Origin of the sequence: Actinoplanes sandaracinus (genome assembly GCF_030009775.1) — a bacterium.
GTDB lineage: Bacteria > Actinomycetota > Actinomycetes > Mycobacteriales > Micromonosporaceae > Actinoplanes > Actinoplanes sandaracinus.
Genome location: NZ_JASCTH010000004.1, coordinates 202,638 through 215,984, shown reverse-complemented (window position 1 = coordinate 215,984; position 13,347 = coordinate 202,638). Strand labels below are relative to the sequence as shown.

Genomic DNA, 13,347 nt, shown 5'->3' with positions numbered 1-13,347 from the left:
CACCCTCATGGTGAGAGTGCTAACGCCGAGACTATGTCGGAACTAGCACTCCGTCAACCAGAGTGCCAACCTGTCACGCCAGGGAGAATGCCTGACGTGACCCCTGACCTGTTGCGACTTCTTCACACCCCGGAGGGGTTGAAAGCCCTGGCCGCGGCTGCCGAGCTGGCGGGCGGTGAGCCGCTCGCCGCGGCCTCGGCCCTGCGGGCCCGGGGCTTCGGCGCGGAGCTCGCCGCGGCCGCCTTGACCCAGGCTAGTTTGCGCGGGCGCGCCGCAGGCAAGTTCGGCGCGGACGCCGCCGGGATGTTCTTCACCCGCGCGGGCCTGGAGCAGGCGACGCGCGCCCCGGTCGCGGCCCGGCGGGCGGCGCGGCTCGCCGCCGCGGGCGTCGAGACCCTCGCCGATCTGGGCTGCGGGCTGGGCGCCGACGCGCTCGCCGCGGCCCGGCAGGGCATCTCGGTGTACGCCGTGGACGCCGACCCGCTGACGGCCGCCCTGGCCGCCGCGAACGCCGCGGCGGCCGGGCTCGCCAACCGGATCACCGTCGAGTGCGCCGATGCCACGACGGTGCCGGTGGAGCGGTACGACGCGGTCTTCGCCGACCCGGCCCGGCGGCAGGCCGGCCGAGGACGGGTGTTCGACCCGAAGGCGTACTCGCCACCGTGGGACTTCGTGGCCGGCCTGCCCTCCCGGGTGCCCCGAACGGTGCTGAAACTCGCGCCCGGCATCGATCACGGGCTGCTGCCGCCGGGCGCCGAGGGGGAGTGGGTCAGCGTCGGCGGCGACCTGGTCGAGGCGGCCTTCTGGTGCGGCCCGCTGGCGACCGCGCCGCACCGGGCCACGCTGATCGGGCCGGAGGCCTCTTTAACCGGCTCGGGCAACAAAACCGCTCCGGTCGGCCCGGTCGGCGCGTGGATCTACGACCCGGACCCGGCGGTGGTCCGCTCGCATCTGGTGGCCGAGTTCGCCGAGTCGGTCGGGGGATGGCTGGCCGATCCACAGATCGCCTACGTCTACACCGACGACCCGGTGGACACCCCGTTCGCCCGCCGGCTCGAGGTGACCGAGGTGCTGCCGTTCTCGCTGAAGAGGCTGCGCGCCCTGCTGCGCGAGCGGGGCGTCGGGGTGCTGGAGATCCGTAAGCGGGGGTCCGCGCTCGTCCCCGATCAGCTGCGCAAGGACCTGAAGCTCTCCGGCCCGAACACGGCGGGTCTGGTGCTGACGCGCGTGGACGGCGCCCCGGTGACCCTGCTGACGACGACGGCGTAGGTAGTCTGCGCCACATGGCCAGGAAAGCGGCCGGCACGCCGGCCACCGTCTTGCTGAGCGCGGAGCGGGTCGCGCACACCCTGCATCCGTACGAGGTGTCCCCGGACGCTCCGCACTATGGAGCGCTGGTGGCGGAAGCCCTCGGGGTCGCGCCGGAGAAGCTGTTCAAGACGCTGGTGGCCGACGTCGACGGCCGGCTCGTGGTCGGGGTCGTGCCGGTGACCGGTGATCTCGACCTGAAGGCGCTGGCGTCGGCGGCCGGTGGCAAGCGGGCGTCCCTGGCCGACCGGGCCGCCGCCGAGCGCAGCAGTGGCTATGTCCGCGGTGGGATCAGCCCGCTGGGGCAGCGCAGGCGACTCCCCACAGTGATCGATGACACAGCCTCCGGGCTGGATCTGATGTATGTCTCGGCGGGCCGCCGGGGTCTCCAGGTGGCGCTCGCCCCGGCCGATCTGATCCGGCTGACCAGCGGGATCGTCGCTCCGATTCGAGCCGCCGCATCTTAGTGCAAGCGGCTAAAGGTCTGTTCTTCGGGTTTCCGGCCACCTGGGGGCGCAAAGCTACTTAGCGTTACCTCTTGTGGAACGAGGTGCGACTTTTCGGGCCGGAGAGCGTGCTCCCGACTGCGGCGTGTTGCCGGATTGTTATCCCTCGTTACGAGATAGATCGTCGTTGCCGCTTGTGTTGTTGGCCACCCTGGGAATACGTTGCCGGACACAACAAACCGGTTCCTGATCCATCGGCGCAAACAGGACAGCGGTGCTCCCAGGCATCCGCCGCCCCCTGAAAATCCGAACAAGGCCCCGGATTTCCCCCCGAAAGGACATAAGGAATGCGTAAGGGACTGTTCGCCCTTGCCGCGGTCGGCCTCGTGGCCACCGGAGGCATGGCGGCCTGCGGCACGGAGAGCGGCACCACGCCCGGCAGCGGCACTAACGCGGGTTCGTCGGCCGGCAAGGTCGGCGTCATCCTGCCGGACACCAAGAGTTCCGCCCGCTGGGCGACCGCCGACTTCAAGTACCTGACCGAGGCGTTCAAGACCGCGGGTGTCACGGCCGACATCCAGAACGCCGAGGGCGACAAGACCCGGTTCGCGACCATCGCCGACGGCATGATCGCCAGTGGTGTCAAGGTGCTGGTCATCGTCAACCTCGACTCCGGCACCGGCAAGGCGGTCCTGGAGAAGGCCAAGGCCGCCGGTATCGCCACCATCGACTACGACCGGCTCACCCTCGGCGGCGGCGCGAACTACTACGTGTCATTCGACAACACCGAGGTCGGCAAGCTGCAGGGCCAGGGCCTCGTCGACTGCCTCACCGAGAAGAAGGTGACCAAGCCGGTCGTCGCCTACCTGAACGGCTCGCCCACCGACAACAACGCCACGCTGTTCAAGCAGGGTTACGACTCGGTGCTCAAGCCGAAGTTCGACTCCGGCGAGTACGTCAAGGGCCCGGACCAGGACGTTCCCGAGTGGGACAACGCCACCGGCGGCACCATCTTCGAGCAGCAGCTGACCCAGGACAAGACCATCACGGGTGTTCTGGCCGCCAACGACGGCCTGGGCAACGCCGCGATCCAGGTGCTGAAGAAGAACAAGCTGAACGGCACCGTCCCGGTCACCGGCCAGGACGCCACCGTGCAGGGTCTGCAGAACATCCTCGCCGGTGACCAGTGCATGACGGTCTACAAGGCCATCAAGAAGGAGGCCGACGCGGCCGCCGAGCTGGCGATCGCGCTGGCCAAGCAGAAGGAGCCGGCCACCGCCACCAAGACGGTCACCGACCCGGAGTCGAAGGCCGAGGTCAAGTCGGTCCTGCTGGCCCCGCAGGCGATCACCGCGGCCAACGTGAAGGACGTCGTCAAGGACGGCTTCGTCACCAAGGAAGAGCTCTGCACCGCCGACTTCAAGGCCGCCTGCGACAGGGCGGGCGTCAACGTGCTGGGCTCACCTGCGCCGGCGCCGCCCCGGCGCGGGTGGGCGGCGCCGGAGTCGGTTGTGACAGGCCCCTCCCCGTAGTAGGCGTTGCCACGACGAGGTGGTGGAGCCACGACGAATCCGGTCACCGAACGAAGGAGAACCATCAGTGGCCGCGACACCCCTTCTGGAACTGCGCGGGATCGACAAGAGCTTCGGTCCCGTACAGGTCCTGCACAACGTCGGCCTGAACGTTTACCCGGGCGAGGTCACGGCCCTGGTCGGTGACAACGGCGCCGGCAAGTCCACACTGGTCAAGTGCATCAGCGGTATCTACACGATCGACCGGGGCACGGCCGTCTTCGAAGGCCGTGAGGTGTCGATCCACAGCCCCCGTGACGCCGCCGCCCTCGGTATCGAGGTCGTCTATCAGGACCTCGCGCTCTGCGACAACCTGGACATCGTCCAGAACATGTTCCTCGGCCGGGAGAAGAAGCGGGGCGTCGTCCTCGACGAGGCGACCATGGAGGAGATGGCCGGCGAGACGCTGCGCAGCCTCTCGGTCCGCACCGTCAAGTCGCTGCGCCAACTCGTCTCCAGCCTCTCCGGCGGTCAGCGGCAGACCGTGGCGATCGCCAAGGCGGTGCTCTGGAACAGCCGGGTCGTCATCCTCGACGAGCCGACCGCCGCCCTCGGCGTGGCACAGACCGCCCAGGTGCTGGAACTGGTCCGCAGGCTCGCCGACAAGGGCCTCGGCGTGGTCCTGATCTCGCACAACATGAACGACGTATTCGCCGTCTCCGACCGGATCGCCGCGCTCTACCTGGGCCGGATGGCCGCCCAGGTCAAGGCCGCCGACGTGACCCACTCCCAGATCGTCGAGCTGATCACCGGGGGACGTAGCGGCAACCTCGGCCTTCCGCCCGAGAAGCCCAGCGACTTCATCGACATCACGCCGGCGGGAGAGAAGCAGTGACCATCATTACCAAGACCGCCGGCGGGATCCAGGTGGTCAAGCCGACTGTCAGCAGTCACATCCGTGACTACTGGGCGCGGGTCCGTGGCGGCGACCTCGGGACGCTCCCGGCCGTACTCGGCCTGCTCGCTCTGGTGTTGATCTTCGGCACCGCGCGCAGCGAGACCTTCCTGAGCGCGCTCAACTTCGCCAACCTGTTCAACCAGGGCGCCCAGATCGTCTTCATCGCCATGGGCCTGGTCTTCGTGCTCCTGCTGGGCGAGATCGACCTGTCCGCCGGGTTCGCCAGTGGCGTCTGCGGCGCGGTCATGACGATCGCGCTCACCACCCACGGACTGCCCTGGACCGTGGCGATCCCGGTCGCCATGCTCACCGGCGTGGTCATCGGCGTCGTGCTCGGCACGCTGGTGGCGAAGCTCGGCATCCCGTCGTTCGTGGTGACCCTGGCCGCGTTCCTCGGCTTCCAGGGAGTCCTGCTGACGCTGCTCGAGGGCGGCAAGAACATCTCGATCAACGACGGCTTCGTCAAGTCGCTCAACAACGGCACCCTCTCGGTGACGTGGAGCTGGATCGTCGCGGTCGTCGGCGTGGGCGGATTCGCCGTGGCGCAGTTGCTGCGCTGGCGCGGCCGGATCTCCCGCGGCCTGATCGCCGATCCGCTCGGCATCGTGGTGGCTCGGATCGTCGGGCTCGCGGCCCTGGCCTTCGCGGCCACCTACGTGCTCACCCTGGAGCGGGCCGTCAACGTCGTGATCACCTCGCTCAAGGGCACCCCGATCGTCGTACCGATCATCGCGGTCTTCCTGGTCCTCTGGACCTTCGTGCTGGGCCGCACGTCCTACGGCCGGCACGTCTACGCGGTCGGCGGCAACACCGAGGCGGCCCGCCGGGCCGGCATCCCGGTCGACCGGATCCGCATCTCGGTCTTCGCGATCGCCTCGTTCATGGCCTCGATCGGCGGCATCCTGGCCGTCAGCAAGGTCAGCTCGGTCGACCCGAACACCGGTGGCAGCAACATCCTGCTCTACTCGGTCGGCGCCGCGGTCATCGGCGGCACCAGCCTCTTCGGTGGCCGAGGAAAGATCATCTACGCCGTGATCGGCGGCGCGGTGATCGCGGTCATCGAGAACGGCATGACCCTGATGGGCCTCAACTCCGGCGTCAAGTTCATCTTCACCGGCCTGGTGCTGCTGGCCGCGGCGAGCGTCGACGCGCTGGCCCGGCGCAGAGCCGCGGCAACGGGCACCTGATGACGGGGGCTCCGGCACGGGGGACGGGGCGCTGATGCGGGCCGGTCCGAGTCAGGAAGAGGTTCGCAAGCACAACCTCGGGACGCTGCTGCGCTATGTGCATGTGCACGGCGCGACGTCCCGGGCTGAGCTCACCACCCGGCTCGGCCTCAACCGCAGCACCATCGGCGCACTCACCGCGGAGCTGATCGGCGCCGGACTGGTCAGCGAGGCGGCGCCCCGCGAGACCGGCCGGGCCGGACGACCGTCACTGGTCGTGCGGCCCGAGTCGGGGCGGATCTACGCGTACGCGCTGAGCATCGAGGTGGACCGGATCCGGGCGGCCCGCGTCGGGCTCGGCGGCCGGATCCTCGAACAGTACGAGACCGCACGCCCACCCGGCATGAGCGCCGCCGAAGCGGTCCGGCCACTGGCCGGGTTCGTCAGCACGATGCGCTCCGGCGTGCCGGACGACGGCCGGTGCGTGGGCAGCGGCGTCGCCGTCGCCGGCATGGTGCGCCAGGAGGACGGCATGATCCGGCTCGCCCCGACCACCGGTGGGGTCGAGGAACCGGTCGGGGAGGCGCTGCACTCCGAACTCGGCGAGTTCGGCCCCCTCCGCCTCGGCAACCACGCTGACGTGTGCGCGCTGGCCGAGCACGCCCGCGGGGCCGCCGTGGGCTCGGACAACGTCATCTACCTGTACGGCGACGTCGGCGTCGGCGCCGGGATCGTGGCCGGCGGTAGACGGCTCCACGGGCACGGCGGGTACGGCGGAGAGGTCGGCCACATGGTCGTCAACCCGTACGGGCGGCCGTGCAGCTGCGGCTCGCGAGGCTGCTGGGAGACCGAGATCGGCGAACACGCGCTGCTGCGCCTCGCCGGGCGCGCCGACCGCAGCGGCCGGGACGCGGTCCTCGCCGTGGTGGACGCCGCGATGCGCGGGGACAGCCAGGCTCAGCACGCGTTGCGGCAGGTCGGCGACTGGATCGGATTCGGGATCGGCAATCTGGTCAACATCTTCAACCCGGAGGTCGTCATCTTCGGCGGAACGCTGCGGGACGTCTACCTCGGCGCCGCGGCGCAGATCCGCAGCCGGCTCAACGCGGTCGGGCTGCCGGCCTGCCGCGAGCACGTCCGGTTGCGGACCCCCGAGCTGGGCGCCGACGCGGCACTGATCGGTGCGGCCGAACTCGTCTTCGAGAACCTGCTCGACGATCCTCTCGTCACCTGATCCTCTCGCCGGCCCGGCGCCCGTGGGCCGGGCTCGCCGCGAATCCGGCGTCGGCGATCCGGCCGCACCCGCTCCGGGCCGCTTTCGTCCGGGAGGCCTGACGTCTGCGATCACCCGGAATCGAGCGGTCACTGTGGAAGATCTATGCTGCCCGCCATGCTCCCGCGTCAACCGGTCCTGGACCCGGCAGCCGCGTACCCGAGAATCACCGGCCTGCGCGAAGCCCTCGACTCGGGAGACTGGCCGGCCTGCCGGGAGGTCCTCGACGCCGCCGAACCCGCGGAACGCACCTTCCTCACCATGATCGCGTTCGATGAGGCGGGCCTGGAGGACTTCCTGCGCGGTGTGCTGAGCGGCGATCCCGGGGACGGCGCGGCCGGAGCACTGCTCGGCCAGCACCTGATCGGCGCGGCCTGGCGGATCCGGACCACCGCGCCGGCGGAGCAGGTGAGCCGGGAGCGGTTCACCGCCTTCACCAGCGGACTCGGCGCGGCCGAGCGGGTGCTCCTCGACGCGGCCGCCCGCAGCCCGCGGGACCCGGCCATCTGGACGGCCCGCCTGATCACCGCCCGTGGCCTGGAACTCGGCCGGTCCGAGGCCCGCCGCCGGTACCGCCGGCTGGCCGGGATCGACCCGCACCACCTGCCCGGCCAATGGCAGCTCCTGCAACAGCTGTGCCCTAAGTCGGGTGGGGACTGGGAACTGGCGCACGCGTTCGCCCGCGAAGTGACCGAGGCCGCGCCGCCCGGATCGTTCAACCCGGTCCTGGTCGCCGAGGCGCACCTGGAGCACTGGCGCGAGCAGCACGGGCGCAGCGCCGCCGCGGGCCGCCGCTACCTCGCCGCCGGAGGGGTCCGTGACGAACTGCACGAGGCGGCCCGCCGCTCGGTGTGGCACCCCGACTTCCGGCGGGCGCACGGCTGGGTGCGGGTGATGAGCACCTTCGCGATGGCGTTCGCTCTGATCGACGACCACCGGGCCGCCGCCTCGCTCTTCACCGAACTCGGCGACCTGAGTTCCGACCGCCCGTGGGACTACCTGGGCGACCCCGGATCGGTGATCATCAAATACCGGAGCCGGGCGCTGCGGGCGGGGGGAGACGGCACATGATCACGCGGCTGGAGGTCGACGGGGTCCCGGCGGTGCTCGCGCCGGTCAGCGGACCCACGCACGCCGGCCTGGTGTTCCGGGTCGGCACGGCCGACGAGCCGCTGCCCCGGCGGGGCATCACCCGGCTCGTCCAGCACCTGGTGACCGACGGACCGGGCACGACCGGGCCGGAACACACCTACTTCCATGTGCAGGGCTCGGCCGCCGAGATCACCGAGCGCCTGACCGGGGTCTGCGCCGCCCTGCGCGATCCGCCGGCCGGCCGCCTGACCGCGGTCCGGGACCGGCTCCTGAACACGCCGCCGGACCGCGATCCGCTGCCGATGTGGCGGTACGGCGCCCGCGGCTTCGGCGTCGCGAGCTATCCCGAGTGGGCGCTGGCCGGGCTCACCGAAGAACATCTGCGGTACTGGATCGCCCGGTACTTCACCAGGGAGAACGCCGCGCTCTGGGTGGCCGGCGACGCGATCCCCGAGGGCCTGCGCCTGGACCTTCCGTCCGGTGAGCGGCAGCCGGCGCCGGCCGCCGTCACCGCGCTGCCGGCGACCCCGGCCTGGTTCTCCGGCCCGGGCGGCGGCACCGCCTGGGACACGGTGGTGCGCCGGGAGGCCCGGGCCGCCGTCTTCGCCAACGTCCTGGAACGCCGGATGCTCCACGATCTGCGCCGCCTCGACGGCATCTCCGGCCAGGCCCGCACCGAGTACGTGCCCCGCTCCGACGGCACCGCGCGGATTCTCGCCGTCGCGGACGCCCGGCCGGAGGAGCAGGAGGCGGTGCTCGGCGGGATGATCGACGTGCTCGCCGCGATGCGGGCCGGGCAGATCGGCCCGGACGAGGTGGCAGGCGTGGTCGAACTGACCTGCGAGGGGCTGCGCGAGTCCGAGTCGCGCGGCGCCCGCCTGCCCGGGCAGGCGTTCAATCTGCTCGCCGGGCGTGACATACCGACCCTCGACGAGGCGCTCGACGAGGTGCGAGCGGTCACCGTCGAGGACGTGGCCGGGGTCGCGTCCTCGGCGTACGACGCCGGGCTGCTGATGACCCCGCGGGGAAGCACCGCTGGATGGGCCGGATACACCGCCGCCCCGGTGATGTCGGACACCGTGCTCCCCGGCCGGGCGCATCGCGGCCGCAAGGACCGCGGGCTGCGCCTGATCAGCGGCGACGAGGGCGTCAGCGTGACCGGCGCGGGCCTGGTCGCCACCGTCCGCTGGGACTCGTGCGCGGCACTGCTCGCCTGGCCGGACGGCGGCCGCCGGTTGATCGGCCACGACGCGGTCGCCGCCCGGATCGAGCCGACCCTCTACCGGGACGCCGGCCGGGTGGTGGCCGAGGTGGACGCCCGGATCCCCGAGCACCTGCGGATCGAGATGCCGGCCCGCGACCGGGACCGGATCCCGCAACCCGAGCCGCCCGCGCGAGAAGACGGCCGGCAGCCGTTGCCCGTGCTGCTTCTCTTCGGTGTGCTCGCCCTGTTCTTCCTCGGCGGCGGCCTGTGGGTGGTCGGCCGGCTCCTCGCCGGCGCCGCCGGTCCCGGCGGCACCCTGGAGAACACGCTGGTGGTCGCGTCGGCCGTCCTGTTCGGTGGGTTCTTCGGCCGGCTGGCCCTCGCCGGGCTGCGCGAGCGCCGGGCGGCGGGAACGCCCCCGCCGTAGGGGATCGGCCCCCCGCGGCGGTCCGACGGGCGCAAACCTTTCGATCCGCGAACGGCTGGCCCGGAAGAGCCGGCCCGGCCGCGTGGAGGGGGAGGATGGCGTGGTGAACGTGAGAGCGCGTGCCGGGCTGTCCGGTGTGGGTGCCGCCGCGGTGGCCCTCGGTGTGGCCGAGCTGGCCGCGGCCCTGACCGGGGCGCGGTCCGCTCCACTGGTCGCGGTCGGCGCGGTGGTGGTCGACCACGTGCCGGCGCCGGTCAAGGACTTCGGCATCGCCGTCTTCGGGGTGCACGACAAGACCGCCCTGCTGATGGGCACGTGTCTGCTGCTCGCGGCCTACGCCTACGGAGTGGGCGTCCTGGCCCGGCGACGATGGCTGCTCGCGGCCGGTGGGATCGCGCTGTTCGGCCTGGTGGGCGCGGCGGCGGCGGTGACCCGGCCCGGAGCCGGCCCGGCGGCGGCGCTTCCCTCGCTGCTCGGGGCGGGCCTGGCCGCTCTGGTGCTGCGGCACCTCACGGCCTGGGCGGAACGGGCCGGTGCCGGCCGTCCCCCGTACGAGATCGAGGAAAGCCGTCGCCGTTTCGTCCGTGACCTGGGGATCGTGGCCGCGGTGTCCGCGGTCGCGGGCGTCGGCGGCCGCCTGCTCACCTCTCGCCGCGCGGTGACCGTGGCGCGTGCGGCCGTCGCGTTGCCGCCCGCCGCGGAACCGGCGCCCGCGCTGCCCGCGGCGGTGAACGCACCCGGCGCGGTGCCCTACGTGACGCCGAACCGGAGCTTCTACCGGATCGACACGGCCCTGGTCACGCCGCAGGTGGACCCGTCGGCCTGGCGGTTGCGGATCCACGGGATGGTCCGCAACCCGATCACGATCACCTGGGCCGACCTGCTGAAACGGCCGATGGTGGAGCGGTACGTGACACTCGCGTGCGTCTCCAACGATGTCGGCGGCGACCTGGTGGGAAACGCGTTGTGGCTCGGCACCCCGATCCGGGCGCTGCTCGCCGAGGCGGACCCCCTGCCCGGAGCCGATCAGGCGGTGCAGCGGTCGGTGGACGGCTGGACCTGCGGCACGCCGACCGCGGTGCTGCGCGACGACCGGGACGCGCTGCTGGCGATCGGGATGAACGGCGAACCGCTGCCGGTGGAGCACGGCTTCCCGGCCCGGATGATCGTTCCCGGACTGTACGGCTACGTCTCCGCCTGCAAATGGATCACCGAGATCGAACTGACCCGGTTCGCCGACTTCGACGCCTATTGGGTGCCGAGGGGCTGGTCGGCTCTGGCGCCGGTGAAGACCCAGTCACGAATTGACACTCCCCGCGACGGCGCCACCAAGCCCGCCGGCACGGTCACGGTCGCCGGAGTCGCGTGGGCGACACATCGCGGCATCGCCCAGGTCGAGGTGCAGGTGGACGACGGTCCGTGGCAGACGGCCCAGCTTGCCGAGGCGGTCTCCGCGGACACCTGGCGGCAGTGGAGCCTGACCTGGGCCGCATCCGCCGGCCGGCACACCCTTCGGGTACGTGCGACCGATCTCGATGGGGTGACACAGACCCCCGAGAAGGCGGCGCCCGCCCCGGACGGCGCCACCGGCTGGCACCAGGTGACCGTCAAAATCGAGTAGTTGAAAGCCGCACTTTCGGTCCGACTCGGGAAAGCAAGTCGCTCATACGGTGGCTTGCATGTCCACCAATGCGGTTGAAGAACCGCTGAACCACTCGACACGGCCCTCCTTCGAGGACCGTGCCGGAAGCCGTGTGGTGATGCCGCGTGCCGGGCGACGTCAGGCTGCCGGTGCCTGCCGTTGTGCGGGCACCGCGGTCTTGTGGGGCCGGCCGAGGCGTGCCTCGAGCCGTAGCAGGTCGACACGTCCGTGACGATCGGCAAGGTCCTCCCAGCCGATCGCGAGCAGCCGCAGCCGCTCCGATTCGCTGAAACCTCCCCAGACACCGTAAGGCTCGCGAACCTCGAGAGCGTGGGCGGCGCACTCGGCCCTGACCGGGCACGCGCCACACATGCTCTTCGCCTTGGCCTCGCGGCGATTGCGGGACGACCCGCGTTCACCGTCGGGGTGGAAGAACTGCGCACTGTCCCGGCCCCGGCAGAGACCCAGTCGCTGCCAATCCCAGAGATCGGCGATGGGACCGGGCAGTCTGCGAACGTTCGACATCAACACCCTCCTCCCGCGCGGCACCGCGGAGCGTTCGTCGTGAGGGGCCTGGATCAGGCCTTTCGCGGGTTTACCCCGACGCATGCCGACTCACACGCACCATGTCGATGTCTTCGTGAGCGGTATGGCAAAGGGTTGGCAACTCATGCCTTTCTTTCCCGTTTTTTCCATCTAAAGCGCGTAATGCTGCGGCCCTCGCGTGATCTCCTCTGAGAGAGAAGGAGGATCACTGTGCGTACCGTCCTCGTGTGCGTCCGAACCCCGCTGGCGGCCCAGACCGTCGCGTCCACCGCGGCCCGGCTCGGCATGACCGGCGTCGTAAGGACCGCGGTCAGCGAGACCGAGGCCATGATCCGACTGGCGGAACGGCCCGCCGAAGTGGTCCTGGCCGACACCGCCGTGACCCGGCCTGACAGCGTCGGGTTCACCCGGCGCGTACTAGCTCGCGCTCCGCAGGCCCAGTTGGTGCTCTTCGGCGCCGAAGACCCACGTGTCGCCGCCGCAGCGGTGGCCGCGGGCGCCCGGGGCGTCATCCGTGGCGTCGAACACGACCTCGTCAGCGTCGTCGCCAAGGCGCTGCTCCTGCTGCTGTTGCCGGTGCGCCCGCAGGGCATGCCGATCAACGGCTCCAACGCGCAACCGGCCGGCGTGGCCGGGGGCATCCGCAACAACAACTCCCCGGCCGTCCGCGGGCAGTACCACCAGCCCATGAGCGTCCAGAACGCGGCCTCCGTACCGGCGATGCTGGGGCCGAACGCGCCGATGGTCCCGGCTCAGCGCGGCGACGCACCGATCGATCCGGCAACCGGCCGGCCGATGGTGGCGTGGCCCGGCAACGAGGCGGGCGTCGGCATGGGCGACGCGGCTCCCACCGGGCGGCGGCTCACGCTCACCGAGCGCGAGCTGCAGGTGCTGCGGGGGATGGCGGACGGCAAGAGCAACGCCGAGATCGGCCGGGAACTTTTCGTCTCGGAGGACACCGTGAAAACCCACGCGCGGCGTCTCTTCCGCAAGCTCGGCGCCCGCGACCGCGCGCACGCGGTCGCCGCCGGCTTCCGGGCCGGCCTAGTCGCCTAACTGGGCTAGCTGGCTTCGCTTCGCTCCGCGGCAAAATGCCTTGTAACCGGTGATGAGGCGGCCGATATACCGCCACCGCAAACCCCGCGGCGTCGGCAAATCGGCCGCCTCATCACCGGCGGCATTTTGCGGCTGTTCCGTGACTACGTGCGCACTAGGAAACTACGGGGTTTCACTACCGTGGCACGGGGTCACGCACAGGTGGGTCGGCCGGTCTGTGGTTACGGGGTTTCTTCGTCGGAGCTTTCGGTCAGGGTGTCGTGGACCCCGTCGGCGTATCCACGCGCGTACTCCCACGTGACGTAGTGGTCGGGGTCCGGGTCGTAGGCCGGCTCGTGCACCCGCGGCCGCCCGCTGCTCAGCAGGTGCCGCAGGTTGCCCCGGAGCAGGTCCCAGTCGAAGTAGTGCGGCTCGTGGCAGTCCTCGCACTCGATCACCAGCCCGCGGATGCCCGTCGGGCTGAGCAGCGCCTGGTAGATCTCCAGGTCGGAGAGGTCCTCAAGGACGTCCTGCCGCTCGTCCTCGGTCAGCGGTTCGGACTCGGCGTCCTCGTTGAGGTCGTCGAGTCCGGCGGCCGGGTCGGTCGGGTCGCCGTTGAACGGGTCGATGGGCTCATCTTGCACCCTCATACCGTACTCACCTCCTGCGTGTGTGTGCTGGCCCGCACGTTCTGTCCGCCGCCCGGGTGCTCCGTGTGGGATGGGTAGGATGTTGACTT

The 13,347-nt window shown here is 71.1% G+C and carries 11 protein-coding genes and 1 pseudogene; 10 read left to right on the top strand and 2 right to left on the bottom strand.

The window, feature by feature from the left end; all coding sequences use genetic code 11:
• Positions 1-87 precede the first annotated feature (87 nt).
• From QLQ12_RS07735 to QLQ12_RS07695, 9 genes and pseudogenes are all read left to right on the top strand, one after another.
• Positions 88-1,269, top strand: a complete 1,182-nt coding sequence (locus QLQ12_RS07735) for a THUMP-like domain-containing protein (RefSeq protein ID WP_282758166.1) — start codon at positions 88-90, stop codon at positions 1,267-1,269.
• A gap of 14 nt (positions 1,270-1,283) precedes the next feature.
• Complete coding sequence (ybaK, locus tag QLQ12_RS07730) at positions 1,284-1,775, top strand: Cys-tRNA(Pro) deacylase (RefSeq protein ID WP_282758165.1); 492 nt, start codon at positions 1,284-1,286, stop codon at positions 1,773-1,775.
• A 326-nt stretch (positions 1,776-2,101) separates the two neighbouring features.
• Positions 2,102-3,205, top strand: a pseudogene (locus tag QLQ12_RS07725) (sugar ABC transporter substrate-binding protein); the annotation flags it as partial.
• Between the two features lie 148 nt (positions 3,206-3,353).
• Positions 3,354-4,160: an ATP-binding cassette domain-containing protein gene (locus QLQ12_RS07720; RefSeq protein WP_282758164.1), complete on the top strand. Its 807-nt coding sequence runs from the start codon at positions 3,354-3,356 to the stop codon at positions 4,158-4,160.
• Entirely contained in the window at positions 4,157-5,410 is a 1,254-nt protein-coding gene (locus QLQ12_RS07715) for a sugar ABC transporter permease (RefSeq protein ID WP_282758162.1), read from the top strand. Before QLQ12_RS07720 ends, QLQ12_RS07715 begins: the two co-directional genes overlap by 4 nt.
• 34 nt (positions 5,411-5,444) lie before the next feature.
• A complete protein-coding gene (locus tag QLQ12_RS07710) occupies positions 5,445-6,623 on the top strand; it encodes an ROK family transcriptional regulator (protein ID WP_282758161.1) in 1,179 nt (392 codons plus the stop codon).
• A gap of 156 nt (positions 6,624-6,779) precedes the next feature.
• A complete protein-coding gene (locus QLQ12_RS07705; RefSeq protein ID WP_282758160.1) occupies positions 6,780-7,733 on the top strand; it encodes a hypothetical protein in 954 nt (317 codons plus the stop codon).
• Positions 7,730-9,385 carry a peptidase M16 family protein gene (locus tag QLQ12_RS07700; protein WP_282758159.1) on the top strand — a complete coding sequence of 552 codons (1,656 nt, stop codon included), beginning with the start codon at positions 7,730-7,732 and terminating at the stop codon, positions 9,383-9,385. Before QLQ12_RS07705 ends, QLQ12_RS07700 begins: the two co-directional genes overlap by 4 nt.
• A 103-nt stretch (positions 9,386-9,488) precedes the next feature.
• On the top strand, positions 9,489-11,006 hold the full coding sequence (locus QLQ12_RS07695; RefSeq protein WP_407651433.1) for a molybdopterin-dependent oxidoreductase: 1,518 nt from the start codon (positions 9,489-9,491) through the stop codon (positions 11,004-11,006).
• Positions 11,007-11,165: 159 nt separating this feature from the next.
• Here the strand turns inward: QLQ12_RS07695 and QLQ12_RS07690 are convergent, their stop codons facing one another.
• Positions 11,166-11,552 (bottom strand): WhiB family transcriptional regulator, encoded by a 387-nt coding sequence (locus QLQ12_RS07690; protein ID WP_282758157.1) that lies wholly within the window; start codon positions 11,550-11,552, stop codon positions 11,166-11,168.
• A 231-nt stretch (positions 11,553-11,783) separates the two neighbouring features.
• On the opposite strand from QLQ12_RS07690, the gene QLQ12_RS07685 reads away from it, so the two are divergent.
• Positions 11,784-12,629 carry a response regulator transcription factor gene (locus QLQ12_RS07685; protein ID WP_282758155.1) on the top strand — a complete coding sequence of 282 codons (846 nt, stop codon included), beginning with the start codon at positions 11,784-11,786 and terminating at the stop codon, positions 12,627-12,629.
• A 221-nt stretch (positions 12,630-12,850) separates the two neighbouring features.
• Here the strand turns inward: QLQ12_RS07685 and QLQ12_RS07680 are convergent, their stop codons facing one another.
• Complete coding sequence (locus QLQ12_RS07680) at positions 12,851-13,252, bottom strand: DUF5319 domain-containing protein (protein ID WP_282758153.1); 402 nt, start codon at positions 13,250-13,252, stop codon at positions 12,851-12,853.
• Positions 13,253-13,347: the final 95 nt, after the last annotated feature.